The organism is Microbacterium pygmaeum (assembly GCF_900100885.1).
GTDB classification, from domain to species: domain Bacteria; phylum Actinomycetota; class Actinomycetes; order Actinomycetales; family Microbacteriaceae; genus Microbacterium; species Microbacterium pygmaeum.
In genome coordinates, this window is the sequence record NZ_LT629692.1 from 2,331,856 (window position 1) to 2,347,819 (window position 15,964).

The window sequence follows — 15,964 nt, forward strand, 5'->3', positions numbered from 1 at the left end:
CCCACCCCTATGCTCGGAGACAGTCGCCCTCGACCTCCTCGACAGATTCGGAATCGTTCGATGCACATGAGCCGCCCACGCACACTGTCCACCGTCCTGCTCGCGGCTGCGGTCGCCGTCGCGCTGAGTGCGTGCGCGAGCGGCGCTGTCACCCCGACCGCGTCGCCGACGCCGACTCCGACTCCCACGGCGACCGAGACCCTCACGCCCGAGCCGACGGACCCACCCGCACCGACGGTGGCGCCCGCGAATCTGCCGACCGACTGCACGACGCTGGGTACCGAGTCGGTGCGCCAGGACACGGTGGGCGACCTCACGCTGCAGAGCGACGGGACCGGGTTCGTGCGACCGGCACCGAACAACGCGCAGCTCGCGCTCGGCTGCGACTGGATCCTCGACGAGGTCGCCGGCGTCCTGCTGCTGATCAGCACGGCCGATCCGGCCGAGGTCTCCGCCGCCGCGGACGCGCTCCCGGCCGCCGGCTGGACGTGTGCGGTCTCGGACGACTTCGGCGCGACCTACTGCTCCATGACCGGAGACAACCCCAGCGAAGAGGATGCGGTCGTGGCCCGTGACGGGGTGTGGATCTATCTGGAGACGTACAACCGCAACGGCAACGCGTTCCTCTCCGACATCGCGACCCAGATCTGGGGCTGAGCACGACGGCGGGGTGCGTCCGCCCTCCTGCCTAGACTCGGAGTATGGCCGCCTTCACCCTCGAGTCCCGGCTCGACGGTGCCGTCGGCGGCAAGACCGCCACGGCGTTGCAGCGCGCCTTCGGGATGAAGTCGGTCGGCGATCTGCTCGCGCACTACCCGCGACGCTACGCGCGTCGGGGCGAGCTGACCGAGATCTCGTCGCTGCCGGTCGGTGAGCCGGTGACGATCGTCGCCGAGGTGCGCCGGGCGAGTGAACGGCGGATGCAGAACCGCAAAGGATCCATCCTCGAGGTGATCATCAGCGACGGCCACGGCGAGCTGTCGCTCACGTTCTTCAATCAGACGTGGCGTATGAAAGATCTCCGGCCGGGACGCCGGGGGATCTTCGCGGGCAAAGTGGGGGAGTACCGCGGGTCCAAGCAGCTCACGCACCCGGACTACGAGCTCTTCGAGGATGAGCAGACCGCGCGCATGACGGCCGAGGCGCAGGCGAACCTCCCGATCGCGATCTATCCGGCCACCAGCACGGTCGCCAGCTGGCAGTTGAGCAAGATCATCGAACTGGTGCTGGGCGGGCTGGGACCTGTCCCCGACCCCCTGCCGGACGAGCTGCGGCAGCGATTCGGGCTGCTCGATGCGCGTACGGCGCTCGAGCGCATCCACCGTCCGGATGTCCCCGAACAGGTCGAGCCCGCCCGCGAGACGCTGCGCATGCACGAGGCTTTCGTCCTGCAGGTGGCGCTGCTCCAGCAGCGACAGGCGGTGCGCGCGATGTCGGCGACGAGCCGATCCGCCGGCAGCCTGCTCGAGCGGTTCGACGCGTCGCTGCCGTTCGAACGGACGCCGGATCAGGTCTCGGTGGGCGAGCGGATCGCTCATGATCTCGAGGGCGACTGGCCGATGAATCGACTGGTGCAGGGCGAGGTCGGCTCCGGCAAGACGCTCGTGGCGCTCCGGGCCATGCTGCAGGTCGCCCAGAGCGGGGGACAGTCCGCACTGATCGCGCCCACCGAGGTGCTCGCCGGCCAGCACCTGCGCTCCATCGCGCGGATGCTGGGCCCCCAGCTTGCTCCGGAGCTGATCCCCACCCTCCTGACCGGTCAGATGGCGGCGGCGGAGCGCAGGAAGGCGGCGCTGCGGACCGCATCCGGGCAGTCCCGCATCGTGGTGGGCACGCATGCGCTGCTCAGCGACACCACCACCTTCGCCGATCTCGGGCTCGTGGTGGTCGATGAGCAGCACCGCTTCGGCGTGGAGCAGCGTGAATCGCTGCGCGCGAAAGGCGCGGCGCCACACGCGCTCGTGCTGACTGCGACGCCGATTCCGCGGACGGTCGCGATGACCGTCTTCGGCGACCTGGACGTCTCCACGATCCGCACCATGCCGGCCGGACGCGCCGGGATCGAGACGTTCGTGGCTCCGCTCGCCGAGAAACCGGCCTGGTTCTCACGCGTGTGGGATCGCATCGCCGAGGAGGTCGGAAAGGGTCATCAGGCCTTCGTGGTGTGCGCGGCGATCGACAGCGAGGCGACCAAGAAGGCCGATCGCGTCGATGACACCGCCGACGAACCCGTCGAAGACGTCGCTGAAGAGGGAGCCCGCACGCGATGGGGTGTGGCCCAGGTCGTCGATCTCCTGTCGCGGCATCCTGCCTTCGCCTCGCTGCGCGTCATGCCCCTGCACGGGAAGATGCCATCGGACGAGAAGGATGCCATCATGCAGGCCTTCGCCCGCGGCGACATCGACGTGCTGGTGGCCACCACCGTCGTCGAGGTCGGCGTCGACGTCGCGAACGCCTCCACGATGGCGATCCTCGAGGCCGACCGCTTCGGGGTCTCGCAGCTGCACCAGCTGCGGGGCCGGGTCGGTCGTGGCGGCGTACCCGGGCTGTGTCTGCTCGTTACCGAGGCCCCTCGGGGAACGCCGGCGCGCGAGCGGGTGGATGCGGTGGCGGCCACCCTCGACGGGTTCGCCCTGGCCGAGGTGGACCTCGAGCTGCGCGGCGAGGGCGACGTGCTGGGGGATGCCCAGTCCGGCGCACGGTCCTCGCTCCGCCTTCTCCGGGTCGTGCACGACGCTGACCTGATCGCCGAGGCCCGCGTCGCCGCCGAGGCGGTGCTCGAGCAGGATCCGGCCCTCGTCCGCCACCCTGGTCTCGCCGCGGCGATCGAGCGCCGTGTGAGCATGCAGGAGCGCGCAGCGCTCAGCAAGAGCTGACGCCCGGCATCGGTAGGCTGAACGCATGAGCAGCCGGATCGCCGTCGTCCCCGGATCCTTCGACCCGCCGACCCTCGGGCACCTCGACGTCATCCGTCGGGCGGCAGCGCTCTACGATCAGCTGCACGTGCTGGTGGTGCACAATCCCGGCAAGGAGGCGATGCTCCCGATCGCCCAGCGGCAGACGCTGTTGGAGCAGTCGATCGCCGAGGGCGGTGTCGAAGGAGACGTGATCGTCGCCGCCTGGAGCATGGGACTTCTCGTCGACTACGCCACCGACGTCGGCGCGGGTGTGCTGGTCAAAGGCATCCGCTCGCAGGTGGATGTGGCGTACGAGACGCCGATGGCGATCGTGAATCGTCACCTCGCCCACGTGGAGACGGTGTTCCTGCTGCCCGATCCTGCCCACGCGCTGGTGTCGAGCTCGTTGGTGCGTCAGGTCGCATCGCTTGGTGGGGACGTCTCTCCGTTCGTTCCGCCGGCGGTGGCGCGGTTCCTCGACACCGGCGCCCGCGACATCTGAACCGTGCGCGCGCACAGCCGCCGCCTTCGGCAGCGGCGGTAGGATTTCGTGCGTGAAGAGACACCATTCCGGCCCGTTCGTGCTCAATGCGCGAGACATCGTGCTGCACCCCGGCGAGATGCGCGAGTTCCGCGTCGACGTCCCCGCGCCCGAGAAATGGGGAGAGGGGCTGGTCAGCATTCCGGAGGGCGAGTCCGTTCTCGTGGAGGGACGTCTGGAGTCGGTTCACGAGGGCATCCTGGTCTCGGGGGTGGTGGAGACCGACTACTCCGGAGTGTGCGGACGATGCCTGACGGAGATCACCGAGCCTGTCGAAGTCGAGTTTCAGGAGCTTTTCGCGTATCCTGGAGAGGAAGCAACTGACTTCGAGGTTCAAGACGACCACGTGGATCTTGAAACTCTGGTCAGGGATGCGACCGTATTGGCGCTTCCGTTTCAGCCGGTGTGTCAGCCGGATTGCCCCGGTCTCGATCCGGCCACGGGTGAGCGACTGGCCGTGAGCACCGAACCAGAGCAGCGCATGCCCGTCGACACCCGCTGGGCCGCGCTCCAGGAATACACCCCAGACCACGACGACGAGCAGCGCGCATAACGCTGCGGTCGGCGCCGAGAACAGAGAAGAGTCAGCCATGGCAGGTAACCCCCCGAAGCGGAAGGTCTCCCGCTCCAACACCCGTTCGCGTCGCGCCCAGTGGAAGGCGGCGCCCATCACGCTGACCACCACGGTCGAGAACGGCAAGGTCGTCTACAGCCGTCCCCACCAGGCGAAGGTCGTCACCGACTCGCAGGGTACCGAGCTGTTCCTCGAGTACAAGGGCCGCAAGGTCGCAGACGTCTGATTTGGACGTTCTCTCCGACAAGCTCGGCGTCGTCATCGGCGCCGAGCTTCTGTCGCTTGCGCTGACGCACCGCTCCTGGGCCTACGAGCACGGGCAGGCACCGCACAACGAGCGTCTCGAGTTCCTCGGTGACTCAGTGCTCGGGCAGGCGGTGACAGTGCGCCTGTTCACCGCCAATCCCGATCTCGATGAGGGCGCGCTTGCCAAACGCCGCGCGAGCGTCGTGTCGACCGTCGCGCTCGCCGAGATCGCGCGCGGCATCGGCCTCGGCGATCACGTGCTGCTGGGTCGGGGCGAGGAGCAGACCGGCGGCCGCGATAAGGACTCGATCCTGGCCGACACGATGGAGGCCGTCATCGGCGCCACCTACCTGTCGGCCGGGCCGGATGCCGCGACCGCACTCGTGCTGCGCCTCATCGACCCGCTGCTGCAGGATCCGGACCGCTACGGTGCCGCGGTGGATCCGAAGACCAGCCTGCAGGAACTCGCCTCGCGGATGGGCGCGGCGCCGCCGCTCTACGCCGTGACCTCGACCGGTCCGGACCACAGCCGGGTGTTCACGGCGACCGTCACCGTGGGCGGGGCCTCGATGGAAGGCACCGGCACCAGCAAGAAGCAGGCCGAGATGGCCGCGGCGCTGCGCGCGTGGCAGCAGCTGTCCGTTCGTGCCTGAACTGCCGGAAGTCGAGGTGGTGCGGGCCGGCTTGGAGCCCGCCGTCACCGGCGCCGTCGTGCGTGCGGTCACGGTCCTGGACGAGCGCGCGCTGACGAGGCATCCGGGCTCCGGTCCGCACTTCGAAGCCGTCCTCACCGGGCGGACGCTGCGTGCGGCGGCACGGCGCGGCAAATTCCTCTGGCTGCCGTTGTCCCCGGGGGAGCACAGCCTCGGCGACGAGGCCCTCGTCGCGCACCTGGGCATGAGCGGCCAGATCCTGCTGCGATCGCCCGGCGCGCCGGCGGAGCGGCATGAGCGCGTGCGGCTGGACATCGAGCATCCCGACCACGGCGAACTCGCGGTCGTCTTCGCCGACCAGCGCACCTTCGGCTCACTGGCGATCGCCGCCATGGTCGCGACTGCGGACGCTGCACCCGGCGGGCGGGGGGCGTTCGAGCCGAGCATTCCGAGCCAGGTCGCGCACATCGCGCGGGATCCCCTCGACCCGGCGTTCGATGATCGGCGATTCCGGGAGACGCTGGCCACGAGGCGATCCGCGATCAAGCGCGTGCTGCTGGATCAGTCGGTGATCAGCGGAGTCGGCAACATCTACGCCGACGAGTCGCTCTGGGCTGCGCGGATCCATCCTGAGGCCCTCGCATCAGATCTGCCGACCCGGGCGGTGACCCGGCTCCTGAACGAGGTCGGGGTGGTGCTGGAGAAGGCGCTGGCCGAGGGCGGCACCAGCTTCGACGCGCAGTACGTGAACGTGAACGGCCAGGCGGGCTACTTCGCCCACTCGCTCAACGCCTACGGGCGCACCGGACAGCCGTGCCCACGATGCGGCCGCCCGATCGTGCGGGTGTCGTTCATGAACCGGTCGAGTCACTACTGTCCGCACTGCCAGCGGCCCCGGGCGCGCTGAGTTCCTTCTTCCATGCCGCAGCGTACGAGGCGGGGACGAAGCCGATGGCCTCGTTGATGTCGAGCATGTGCCGGTTCTCCTCCGCGTTGAAGGTGGAAACGCGCGGAGATTCTGGAACCAGGTCCCGCCATCGGAGGAGGTTCGCGCATTTGACGATCGTTCCCAGTCGATGACCACGGTGCTCCTGCGTGACGAGGGTCCCGTACTGCTGGGTCGCTGCGGAGTGATCCTCCGCGATCACCAGCTCGTTGTACGCGGCGATCGCGCCGGTGGGGATGTGCTCGATGGCTGCGACCGAGACGGTCATCCCCTGTGCCTGCAGGCGCGCGTCGCGACGCCTCACGCGCGCGGCATCCCAGTGCTGTTCGTCGATGACCAACCCGGCCGCGGGAGCGTCGGTCGACATCCGCGAGATCACGTAGGCGAAGCCGTCCACGTGCTCCTCCGGGGTCGGCGAGGTCCACGTGAGCAGACGGTACTCCTCGCCCGCGAACGACCGCGCTGCATCGAGGTGCTGCTGAACGAGGTCGAAGGAGCCGGTCAGATCGAAGACGCTGGTGCGCTCCACCTGCTCGAGCGTGAAGCCGTGCTCGAGCATGAACACTGTCTGCGGATCCCCCGCCGGGATGCGTCCGAACCCGGTCGGGGCGCTGAGCTGCCTACCGGTTCCGCCTGCGCGGTGGAGGGTCCAGGTCTGGATGGTCCGGATTCCCCGTGCCGACGCCTCCTGCTCGACGACGTCGAGCAGGACCTCCTCGACGCCACTGCCACGGTTCGCGGGATCCACCATGAGATCGATCTCCAACGACGTTGCTCCGGGTTCCGTGGCGACCATGACCTTGCCGACACCCACGATGACGTCGGAGCGCTCCGCGACGAAACCGATCTGCGTCCAGTCCGCCTGATCCTGCCAGAAGCCGAGCACCTCCTGGGGCAGTTCGTCGAGGTGGTCGTGGCCGGTGTCGGCAAAGCAGACGGCGTTCGCGATGCGCACCATCTCCAGGAACGGTGGGGCATTCGTGGCCTCGAGATCATCGGGGACGACGAGCCTCGAGATCTGCAGCGGAGCGGACGCGCTTCCCTCAGTCATCGAGCACCTTCTTCCAGGCGCCCTCGTATGCGATCGGTACGAACCCGATCGCCTCGTTGATGTCGAGCATGGGGCGATTCTCCTCCGCGTTGTATGTCATCACGCGAGGGGAGTCGGGGGCGAAGTCGCGCCAGGACAGCAGGCCGGCGCACTTGACCAGCGTTCCCAGGCGGTGACCGCGGTGACCCTTGAGGACGAGGGTGTCCTCCTGGTGCGACGCCTCGGTGCGGTCCTTCCCGATGACCAGCTCGTTGAACGCGCAGAGCTCTCCGGTGGCGATGTGCTGAGCGGCGGTCACCTGCAGAGGCCTGCCCGCATCCACGTACATCGCGTCGTGGCGCGCGATCCGGGCGGGGTCCCAGACCTCCTCGTCGAACTCGAGATTCGCCGAGGGCGCGTCGGTGACCATTCGCGATTTCATCCACGCGTACCCGTCGACGAATTCCGCCGGGGTGGGTGCGAACCACTGGATCACGCGGTAGTCGCCTGACGCCGCTTCGGCCTCGCCGAGGAGGCGACGCACGCCCTCGAGGTCACCCCGGAGGTCCAGCGCGCTGTTGCGTTCGATCTGCTCGAGCGTGTAGCCGTGCCGCAGATAGAAGCGGGCGACGTGATCCTTCGGGATGTCACCGAAGCCGGTCGGAGCGGCCAGGCGCGCGCCCGGAGCGTCGGGGTGCTCGGCCCAGGACTGCAGGACGGTGCGCCCGTGGTCGCGGGCGGCCTGCTCGACGAGCTGGTGCGCCTGCGATCCGATACCCCGGCCCCAGACATCGCGGACGAGCTCGATGAGCCAGAACGCGACGCGAGAGTCGCCCTCCAGCGGAAGGTCGAGGCCGACCCGCCCGACCGTGCGCCCATCCAGGACGACGGACCACAGCATCCGCTTCTCGTGCTCGTCCCGCTGGTAGAGCGGAAGCAGCTCGTCGGCTGCGATGCGATGGTCATCATGACCGGAGATCTCGCGGTAGATCTGATTTCTGACGCGCACCATCTCGATGAAGTCGGTGGCGTCGCCGTCGTGGATCGATGTCGGGATGGCGGTGGGTCGCAGCTCGACGCCTGCCGGTGCGGTGATCATGAAGGGTCCTTTCGGGATGGGTCGAGCCGAGTGGCTCCGGGGCCGCCACGGGCGGCCCCGGAGCTCAGGTGCGCACCGTGCCGAGCGAGTGCGCGCGAAGGGCGGCGTGGTCGCGGGCTGCGCGAGCACGGGAATTCCGCTCTCGACGGGCGTGGTCGCGATGGTCGCCGGCCACGTCGTACCGCCGTGCGCTGCGCAGCAGCAGCCAGAGCCCTACGCGCAGTTCGAGTCGGTCGGTGAAGGACAGCCGCGCGCGATCGGCGGCGGCAGGGAGATGAAGCGTGTCCGAGTCGAGAGACCGGACGGGCGCCAGTGAGGTGTTCATGGTGCTCTCATTCGAAAAGGTGTGGACGCAAAGGCGGGCGGCCCGATGGGGCGCGGCGGGGGAGACGCACGGAGAGGCGACCGCCGAGAAGAGGTTCGAGCGCATCCCGCGGTACGCAGGTGCGCAATCCCGCCCGCTGGGCGGAGTTCTCCTGAGCGGCGGTCAGCCGGCCGTGGGAGCGGTGGCGCCGAACGACGGGGTCACCGGAGCGATTCCACGGAACGGCGAACGCTGGTTCGGCTCGAAACCTGGTGTGATCATGTGCATCATCGGTGACCTCCTCTCGTGTCTGGACGCGAAGAGTGACGCTATCGCTGTTCACATACGCGCGTCAAGCGGATTCTCAGATTCCATGGTCGACGGGCGTGTCGCGCCTCCGCGGAACCCGGGAAGGCCTCGGGTAGCGTGAAACAGTGGACACAGCGGAACGGGACGCGCGGCGATGCACCTGAAAAGCGTGACGCTCAAGGGGTTCAAGTCCTTCGCGCAACCCACGACGTTCGCGTTCGAGCAGGGCGTCACCTGCATCGTCGGTCCGAACGGCTCGGGCAAGTCGAACGTTGTCGACGCGCTGGCCTGGGTCATGGGCGAGCAGGGTGCCAAGACGCTGCGCGGCGGCAAGATGGAGGATGTCATTTTCGCCGGCACCGCCACGCGCGGGCCGCTCGGCCGCGCCGAGGTGCAGCTGACGATCGACAACAGCGACGGCGTGCTGCCGATCGAGTACTCCGAGGTGACGATCAGCCGCACGCTGTTCCGCAACGGTTCGAGCGAGTACGCGATCAACGGCAGCGTCTGTCGCCTGCTGGATGTGCAGGAGCTGCTGAGCGATTCCGGCCTCGGCCGGGAGATGCACGTGATCGTGGGCCAGGGGCGCCTGGACAATGTGCTCCAGGCATCGGCCGAGGAGCGGCGTGGGTTCATCGAGGAGGCTGCGGGGATCCTGAAGCACCGCCGGCGCAAGGAGAAGACACTCCGCAAGCTGGAGGCGATGGAGGCGAATCTCACGCGACTCAGCGACCTCGCCGGCGAACTGCGGAGGCAGCTGAAGCCGCTGGGGCGGCAGGCGGAGATCGCACGGGAGGCCGCGACGATCGCGGCCGTCGTGCGCGATGCGAAAGCGCGGCTGCTCGCCGACGAGCTCGCCGCGCTCCGGAGCGAGCTGGCGGCCCATGCCCGCAGCGAGCAGGAGCGCCACACCGAGCGCCTGGTGCTGCAGGATCAGTCCGAGAACCTGCAGTCGCGCATCGCACAGCTGGAGGCCCAGCAGCGCTCCGAGGAGGTCGACGAGGCGCGACGCGTCGCGCACGGTCTGGAGCGGGTGCAGGAGCGGATACGGAGCCTCTATGCGCTGACCGGACAGCGGCTCGCGCTCCTGGCGGAGGACTCCGACGGTGATCCGCTCGAGCTGACGACCGTCTCGCAGGCGATGATCGACGAAACCCGGACGGAGATCGACGAGATCGGCTCCGGCCTGGATGATGCGCAGGATGCCGCGGCCGCGGCCGCCCGGAACGTGATCCGCTCCCGAGCCGAACTGGACGCTCTGGATGCCGACATCGCAGCGCAGAGCGCCCTCGTCTCCGAACACGACATGCGGATCACCGCGCTGCGGGGGTCGGCGGATGCCGCAGCATCCGCTCTGTCGGCGGTGCACAGCGGTGTCGAACGACAGCAGCGGGCCTTGGACGCTGCTCTCGCGCGGCGCGGCGAGGCGGAACAGGAGCTCGCCGGCGTCGATCCTCTGCTCGTACCGGAGAGTTCCGCCGCGGAGTACGCGGCGGCGTACGACCGCGCGCAGCGTGAGGCGACCGAGGCCGAGACGGCGCTGTCCACCCTGCGGGAACGACTGCACGCCACGGAGCGGGAGGTGGAGGCGCTCACCGCGCAGACGACCGCGCTGGGTCGCGCATTGGATGTCAAGAACGCGGCATCGGAGCTGATCGCGGAGAGCGGAGCGGGCATCCGCGGTCTCGTCGGCGACGCCCTGCAGGTGACGCCGGGATACGAGGCGGCGATCGCGGCCGTGCTCGGACCGCTCGCCGAGGGCGTGCTCGTCGATGACCGTCAACGTGCCCTGGAGGTCGCCGCACGCGTTCGCGGCGGGGAACGCGGAGTCGTGGACATCGTGATCGCCGACGCCGCCGCGCTGGACTCCACGGTGCCCGCGCTGCCGGGCACTGTGGCTGCGCTCGACGTCGTGCGCGCACCCGATGGCGTACTCGGGCTGCTGGCCCACATCGTCATCGCCGATGACCTCGAGGCGGCCGTCTCCGCTCTGGACGCGGCGGCTGATCCGTCGGCGTCGCGGACCGTCGTGACCCGCGCGGGCGAGGTCTACACGCAGCACTCGCTGCGCGCAGGGGCGGGAGCCTCGCGGTCCCGACTCGAGCTGGCCGCCGAACGGGACGCCGCAGCCGAGCGACGGGCCGAGCTGGCCGTCGTCGCAGAGTCGCTCCGCGAGGCACTGGCCGACGCGACCGCCGCCTTGTCGTCCTCGCGCGAGCGCACGAAGACTGCGCTGTCGACCCTCCGCGCACACGACGCGGCGCTGGCAGCCCACACCGAGCAGGTCAACCGTGCGACGGTCCGGCATGAGGCCGCCGTCGCCGAATGCGAACGCCTCGAGGCCGGTCTCGCACAGGTCGCGGCGGCCGTCGCCGATGCGGAGACGGCGGCGCGCGCAGCGGACGAGAAGCTCACCGCAGCCCGCGAAGCGCCCCGGCCGATCCTCGACGCCTCGGCTCGGGAGGGACTGCTCGCCGCGCTGGAGAGCTCACGCGACGTCGAGATGCGCGCGCGTCTGGAAGTCGAGACACTTCGAGAGCGCGTGCGGGCCGGCGAAGCGCGCGTGCAGCAGCTCGAGCGTCAGCGCGAGCGAGAGCGTGCTGCTGCGGCGGAAGCCGCGCGGCGGGCGGTGCTGCGCCGGGCCCAGCGGGAGGTCGCCGCGCGGGTCGCCGCCGCCCTGCCGGCGGTGCTGGATTCCGTCGATCGCTCGGTGAGCCAGGCGCGGGTGGAGCTGGCCACCGCCGAATCCGCCCGGACGGCCGTCACCGCCGAACTGGCCGAACTGCGACGCCAGGAGGTGGCGCTGCGCGACCGTCTCGCCGGCCTGACCGAGAGCGTGCACGGCCTCGAACTGCAGATCCACGAGAAGCGACTGCACGTCTCCAGCCTGCTCGATCGAGTGGCTTCCGAGCTGGGGCTGGACGAGAACATTCTCATTTCGGAATACGGTCCCGAACAGTTGATCCCCGTCGAGGACGAATCCGAAGGGACACCGTTCGATCGGTCGGCTCAGAAACGGCGCCTGCAGGAGGCCGAGCGCAAGCTCGGCCAGCTCGGTCGCGTGAATCCACTGGCGCTCGAGGAGTTCGCGACCCTCGAGCAGCGCCACAAGTTCCTGACCGAACAGCTGACCGACCTCGCCCAGACGCGCAAGGACCTGCTGACGATCATCGAGGAGCTCGACGACCGGATGCAGACCATCTTCGTCGCCGCATTCGAGGACACGCGCGTGGCGTTCGGCGAGGTATTCCCCGTCCTGTTCCCAGGCGGCACCGGCAGCATCTCGCTCACCGACCCGGATTCTCCCCTCACGACCGGGATCGAGGTGTCGGTGCGCCCGGTGGGAAAGAAGATCGAGCGACTTTCGCTCCTGTCCGGCGGTGAACGGTCGCTGGCTGCTGTGGCGCTGCTCACGGCGATCTTCATGGCGCGCCCGAGCCCGTTCTACATCCTCGACGAGGTGGAGGCGGCGCTGGACGATGCCAATCTCGGCCGGCTCCTGGGCGTCTTCGAGCGGCTGCGCGAGAGCAGCCAGTTGATCGTGATCACCCATCAGAAGCGCACGATGGAGATCGCGGACGCGCTGTACGGCGTCTCGATGCGCCAGGACGGGGTCTCGGCCGTCGTCGGCCAGCGGGTGGGGGACCGCGACCGCGACCGCGGCCGCGTCGCCGCGACGGCTTGACACGCCTCGCGCCGTAGGCTGGTCCAATGGCAGAGAGCTCCTGGTCGCTCGGTCGCGCGCTGCGCGGCGTGTTCATCAAGCCGACCATCGACGAGACGACGTGGGACGACCTGGAGACGGCCCTGCTGACCGCCGACTTCGGGCCGGACATCACCGAGAAGATCGTCGACGAGCTCCACGCCAAGGTGGACCGCTACCGGACGACGGACCCGCGGGACCTTCAGCGGATGCTGAAGGAGACTCTCGAGGAGCACTTCGCGAAGTTCGACACGACGCTGCGCCTGACCGAGCGTCCCGCAGTCGTCCTCGTCGTCGGCGTGAACGGCGTCGGCAAGACCACCACGATCGGCAAATTCGCGAAGTTCCTGCAGCGCTACGGGCGCTCCGTCGTGGTCGGCGCGGCCGACACGTTCCGCGCCGCTGCCGTCGATCAGCTGGCGACGTGGGCCGAGCGCGGCGGCGCGGCGATCGTGCGCCCCCAGCAGGAGGGCCAGGATCCGGCATCCGTCGCCTTCCAGACGATCGAGTACGCCAAGCGAACCGGCACGGAGATCGTGCTGGTGGACACCGCCGGTCGCCTGCACACCAAGGGCGGACTGATGGACGAGCTGACCAAGATCCGTCGCGTGATCGAGAAGCAGGCGCCGATCAGCGAAGTGCTGCTCGTGCTGGATGCGACCACCGGCCAGAACGGCGTGCTGCAGGCACAGGCGTTCCTCGAACATGCCGGCGTCACGGGGCTCGTCCTGACCAAACTCGACGGTTCGGCGCGAGGCGGTTTCGTCCTCGCGGTCCAGGAGCGCACCGGCATCCCGGTCAAACTCCTCGGCCAGGGTGAGGGCATCGGCGACCTCACCGGGTTCACCCCGCACGTCTTCGCCGCCTCTCTGGTGGATTGACCTTGGCGGAATCCGACGGCGCGCCGCCACGGGCTACCGTCGATGCCCTCACCCTGGTTTCATGGGGACATGGCGATCGAGCATGACTACTTCGGACTCCTGGAGTCCGGCCCCGACGGGTCGATCTTCTGGTCGGAGAACGTCGAACTCGGCGACCAGACGGTCACGGTGGATCTGACCGCGCCCGATCAGGACGATGTGTCCGAGGCCGCGCTCGACATGGCCGCGGCGCTCATCTCGTCGATCGAAGCCATCGACCGGACTGCCCGCAACGCCATGGTCTCCGAGCTGGATGACCGCACGAGCGAGGTCATCGAGTACATCCTCCAGCAGCAGGCCACGCTGGGCGATGAGCTCGAAGGCATGATGGTCGATGTCTCCGGAGACGTGCACATCGACGTCATCCGCTCGCTCCAGTTGATGAGCATGACGATCCTCGCCGATGAGCACGGCGGTGCCGACCCGTTCGCCGTGCTGGAATACGCCCTGGACCCGGATGCGACCGACGATGTCATCCTGGTGAACCTCGACTCCGATGGCGACGTGCTCTCGGTGACGAGCGCGGACTGACCCGGCACCCCGGACGTCCCGCTCGTGCAGACGTTCCTGCCCTATCCCTCGTTCGTCGAGTCAGCGGCGGTCCTGGATCAGCCCCGACTGGGCAAACAGCGCGTCGAGACGTTCCAGCTCCTGCGGGCGAACACCGTCCCGGACTACGGATGGCGCCATCATCCGGCGGCGAAGATGTGGGCGGGACACGTGCCGGCGCTCGTCGCGTACGGACTCGCGATGACGGATGCCTGGACCGCGGCCGGCCACGCCGACACGGTTCGCGCGAAACTCCTCACCTTCGCCCCGGAGGTCGACGGCGTCCCGCAGGACGACCTCGACCTGCCCGGCTGGCTCGGCGACGAAGCCTTCCACCTTTCGCATCGGTCCAACCTCGTGCGCAAGGATCCCGAGTTCTACCGCCCCCGGTTCGGGGACATCCCCGACGACCTCCCGTACGTCTGGCCGCTGCCCTGACTCAGACAGCCTGCGCGAACCCGAGTTCGGCGCCGTCGGCGATGTGCGCGAGGTGCGGGGGGATCTCGCGTCCCTTCGAGACCATCGACTGCGCCCACAGGCGTCCTGCACGGTAGGAGGAGCGCACGAGCGGCCCGGCCAGCACTCCGAGGAAGCCGATCCGCTCGGCCGCTTCCTTGAACTCGACGAACTCCTGCGGCTTCACCCATCGGTCGACAGGGAGGTGCCGCGGCGTCGGGCGCAGATACTGCGTGATGGTGATGATGTCGGTACCGGCATCGTGCAGATCCTGCAGGGCCCGGACCACCTCATCCGGGGTCTCACCCATTCCGAGGATCAGGTTCGACTTGGTGATCAGCCCGTGCTCGCGCGCCTGGGTCAGCACGTCGAGGGATCGTTCATACCGGAACGCCGGGCGGATGCGCTTGAAGATGCGCGGCACCGTCTCGACGTTGTGGGCGAAGACCTCCGGCCCGGAATCGAAGACCTCGCGCAGCAGGTCGGGGTTGCCGGAGAAGTCGGTCGCGAGGATCTCCACGCCCGTTCCGGGGTTCTCGGCGTGGATGCGGCGCACCGTCTCGGCGTGCAGCCACGCGCCCTCGTCGGGCAGATCGTCACGAGCGACACCGGTCACCGTGGCGTACCGCAGTCGCATCCGCGTCACGCTCTCGGCGACGCGCCGCGGCTCGTCGATGTCGTAATCGGCGGGCTTGCCGGTGTCGATCTGGCAGAAATCGCAGCGGCGGGTGCACTGCGACCCGCCGATCAGGAAGGTCGCCTCACGGTCCTCCCAGCACTCGAAGATGTTCGGGCATCCCGCCTCCTGGCACACCGTGTGCAGACCCTCGTCCTTCACGAGCGCATGCAGTTCGGTGTATTCCGGGCCCATCTTCGCGCGCGTCTTGATCCATTCGGGCTTGCGCTCGATGGGCGTCTGCGCGTTGCGCACCTCCAGGCGCAGGAGCTTGCGACCCTGCGGAGCTGTTGCCGGGGATCCGGATGCCGCAGCCGGCGCCGCGCACGAGCTCACGCTGCCACCCCCGAGAGGGAGTCGGCGTATTCGGCGACGAAGGCGGCGGCGACCGTCTCCATGATGTCCGCGGGGGAGATGTCGTCGCCGACGACCTCGCTGATCGTCGTGACCCCGGCATCCGTGATCCCGCACGGGATGATCCCGTCGAATCCCGACAGCGAGTTGTCGCAATTGACCGCGAAGCCGTGCATGGTGACGCCCTGCTGGACGCGCACGCCGATCGCGGCCACCTTGTCTTCCGAGAGCGGTCTGCGCACCCAGACACCGCTGCGACCCTCCACCTGATAGCCCTCGACGCCGTACTCGCGCAGCGCGCCGATCAGGATCCGCTCCATGCGTCGGACATGCTCGACGACGTCCACGGGCTGGCGTAGACGGACGATGGGATAGCCCACGAGCTGCCCCGGCCCGTGCCAGGTGATCTTGCCGCCGCGGTCGACGTCGATCACGGGCGTCCCGTCGGCAGGGCGCTCGTGCGCCTCGGTGCGCTTGCCCGCCGTGTAGACGGCTTCGTGCTCGAGCAGCAGCAGCGTGTCGGGCCGGATTCCCGACACGACATCGGCATGGACCCGTCGCTGCAGGTCCCACCCGTCCTGATAGGCGACGAGATCGGGAGCCAATCCCGCCAGAACGACATCGAGCATGCAGACCTCCGGGGAGCCGGTTCAGCCGTGGACATTTATGGAATGCGTCCAACAATACGCCTTCGTCGCACCTGCTCG

The 15,964-nt window shown here is 68.9% G+C and carries 16 protein-coding genes; 11 read left to right on the top strand and 5 right to left on the bottom strand.

Features of this window, described 5'->3' with window-relative positions; genetic code table 11:
• Positions 1 to 66 precede the first annotated feature (66 nt).
• From BLT19_RS17855 to mutM, 7 genes are all read left to right on the top strand, one after another.
• A complete protein-coding gene (locus BLT19_RS17855) occupies positions 67 to 657 on the top strand; it encodes a hypothetical protein (RefSeq protein WP_091489948.1) in 591 nt (196 codons plus the stop codon).
• Positions 658 to 701: 44 nt separating this feature from the next.
• Positions 702 to 2,876 (top strand): ATP-dependent DNA helicase RecG, encoded by a 2,175-nt coding sequence (locus BLT19_RS11140; protein WP_091489953.1) that lies wholly within the window; start codon positions 702 to 704, stop codon positions 2,874 to 2,876.
• A gap of 25 nt (positions 2,877 to 2,901) precedes the next feature.
• On the top strand, positions 2,902 to 3,399 hold the full coding sequence (gene coaD / locus BLT19_RS11145; RefSeq protein WP_091489956.1) for a pantetheine-phosphate adenylyltransferase: 498 nt from the start codon (positions 2,902 to 2,904) through the stop codon (positions 3,397 to 3,399).
• Positions 3,400 to 3,517: 118 nt separating this feature from the next.
• Positions 3,518 to 3,991 (top strand): YceD family protein, encoded by a 474-nt coding sequence (locus tag BLT19_RS11150; protein WP_091493854.1) that lies wholly within the window; start codon positions 3,518 to 3,520, stop codon positions 3,989 to 3,991.
• A 37-nt stretch (positions 3,992 to 4,028) separates the two neighbouring features.
• Positions 4,029 to 4,238 carry a 50S ribosomal protein L32 gene (gene rpmF / locus BLT19_RS11155; RefSeq protein WP_028495421.1) on the top strand — a complete coding sequence of 70 codons (210 nt, stop codon included), beginning with the start codon at positions 4,029 to 4,031 and terminating at the stop codon, positions 4,236 to 4,238.
• Position 4,239: 1 nt separating this feature from the next.
• Positions 4,240 to 4,911, top strand: coding sequence for a ribonuclease III (rnc, locus tag BLT19_RS11160; RefSeq protein WP_091489959.1), 672 nt, complete (start codon positions 4,240 to 4,242; stop codon positions 4,909 to 4,911).
• Positions 4,904 to 5,818 carry a bifunctional DNA-formamidopyrimidine glycosylase/DNA-(apurinic or apyrimidinic site) lyase gene (mutM, locus tag BLT19_RS11165; protein WP_091489965.1) on the top strand — a complete coding sequence of 305 codons (915 nt, stop codon included), beginning with the start codon at positions 4,904 to 4,906 and terminating at the stop codon, positions 5,816 to 5,818. Before rnc ends, mutM begins: the two co-directional genes overlap by 8 nt.
• Here the strand turns inward: mutM and BLT19_RS11170 are convergent.
• The 3 genes from BLT19_RS11170 to BLT19_RS11180 form a co-directional block, all read right to left on the bottom strand.
• Entirely contained in the window at positions 5,763 to 6,908 is a 1,146-nt protein-coding gene (locus tag BLT19_RS11170; RefSeq protein ID WP_091489988.1) for a GNAT family N-acetyltransferase, read from the bottom strand. The genes mutM and BLT19_RS11170 overlap by 56 nt on opposite strands.
• Entirely contained in the window at positions 6,901 to 7,986 is a 1,086-nt protein-coding gene (locus BLT19_RS11175) for a GNAT family N-acetyltransferase (protein WP_091489992.1), read from the bottom strand. The genes BLT19_RS11170 and BLT19_RS11175 overlap by 8 nt, the downstream gene beginning before the upstream one ends.
• A gap of 64 nt (positions 7,987 to 8,050) precedes the next feature.
• Positions 8,051 to 8,311, bottom strand: a complete 261-nt coding sequence (locus tag BLT19_RS11180; protein WP_091489995.1) for a hypothetical protein — start codon at positions 8,309 to 8,311, stop codon at positions 8,051 to 8,053.
• A gap of 442 nt (positions 8,312 to 8,753) precedes the next feature.
• On the opposite strand from BLT19_RS11180, the gene smc reads away from it, so the two are divergent.
• The 4 genes from smc to BLT19_RS11200 all read left to right on the top strand — a co-directional run bounded on the left by smc (position 8,754) and on the right by BLT19_RS11200 (position 14,209).
• Positions 8,754 to 12,284, top strand: a complete 3,531-nt coding sequence (gene smc, locus BLT19_RS11185) for a chromosome segregation protein SMC (protein WP_091489998.1) — start codon at positions 8,754 to 8,756, stop codon at positions 12,282 to 12,284.
• A gap of 26 nt (positions 12,285 to 12,310) precedes the next feature.
• Positions 12,311 to 13,183, top strand: coding sequence for a signal recognition particle-docking protein FtsY (gene ftsY / locus BLT19_RS11190; protein WP_091490001.1), 873 nt, complete (start codon positions 12,311 to 12,313; stop codon positions 13,181 to 13,183).
• 69 nt (positions 13,184 to 13,252) lie between these two features.
• The gene (locus BLT19_RS11195; RefSeq protein WP_091490004.1) at positions 13,253 to 13,753 is read left to right on the top strand and encodes a DUF2004 domain-containing protein; all 501 of its coding nucleotides are present in this window, start codon (positions 13,253 to 13,255) and stop codon (positions 13,751 to 13,753) included.
• 24 nt (positions 13,754 to 13,777) lie between these two features.
• A complete protein-coding gene (locus BLT19_RS11200; protein WP_091490007.1) occupies positions 13,778 to 14,209 on the top strand; it encodes an MSMEG_6728 family protein in 432 nt (143 codons plus the stop codon).
• Between the two features lies 1 nt (position 14,210).
• Here BLT19_RS11200 and lipA read toward each other — a convergent pair whose 3' ends face one another.
• Together lipA and lipB are read right to left on the bottom strand one after the other, a co-directional pair.
• Positions 14,211 to 15,239: a lipoyl synthase gene (gene lipA, locus BLT19_RS11205; RefSeq protein WP_091490010.1), complete on the bottom strand. Its 1,029-nt coding sequence runs from the start codon at positions 15,237 to 15,239 to the stop codon at positions 14,211 to 14,213.
• Positions 15,236 to 15,886 carry a lipoyl(octanoyl) transferase LipB gene (lipB, locus tag BLT19_RS11210; RefSeq protein ID WP_091490013.1) on the bottom strand — a complete coding sequence of 217 codons (651 nt, stop codon included), beginning with the start codon at positions 15,884 to 15,886 and terminating at the stop codon, positions 15,236 to 15,238. The genes lipA and lipB overlap by 4 nt, the downstream gene beginning before the upstream one ends.
• Positions 15,887 to 15,964: the final 78 nt, after the last annotated feature.

Coding starts and splice junctions, on each gene's coding strand:
- BLT19_RS11150 (WP_091493854.1), top strand. CDS start 3,518: ATGCGCGAGTTCCGCGTCGACGTCCCCGCGCCCGAGAAATGGGGAGAG.
- ftsY (WP_091490001.1), top strand. CDS start 12,311: ATGGCAGAGAGCTCCTGGTCGCTCGGTCGCGCGCTGCGCGGCGTGTTC.
- lipB (WP_091490013.1), bottom strand. CDS start 15,886: ATGCTCGATGTCGTTCTGGCGGGATTGGCTCCCGATCTCGTCGCCTAT.
- BLT19_RS11195 (WP_091490004.1), top strand. CDS start 13,253: ATGGCGATCGAGCATGACTACTTCGGACTCCTGGAGTCCGGCCCCGAC.
- BLT19_RS17855 (WP_091489948.1), top strand. CDS start 67: ATGAGCCGCCCACGCACACTGTCCACCGTCCTGCTCGCGGCTGCGGTC.
- rpmF (WP_028495421.1), top strand. CDS start 4,029: ATGGCAGGTAACCCCCCGAAGCGGAAGGTCTCCCGCTCCAACACCCGT.
- BLT19_RS11140 (WP_091489953.1), top strand. CDS start 702: ATGGCCGCCTTCACCCTCGAGTCCCGGCTCGACGGTGCCGTCGGCGGC.
- coaD (WP_091489956.1), top strand. CDS start 2,902: ATGAGCAGCCGGATCGCCGTCGTCCCCGGATCCTTCGACCCGCCGACC.
- BLT19_RS11175 (WP_091489992.1), bottom strand. CDS start 7,986: ATGATCACCGCACCGGCAGGCGTCGAGCTGCGACCCACCGCCATCCCG.
- BLT19_RS11170 (WP_091489988.1), bottom strand. CDS start 6,908: ATGACTGAGGGAAGCGCGTCCGCTCCGCTGCAGATCTCGAGGCTCGTC.
- BLT19_RS11180 (WP_091489995.1), bottom strand. CDS start 8,311: ATGAACACCTCACTGGCGCCCGTCCGGTCTCTCGACTCGGACACGCTT.
- smc (WP_091489998.1), top strand. CDS start 8,754: ATGCACCTGAAAAGCGTGACGCTCAAGGGGTTCAAGTCCTTCGCGCAA.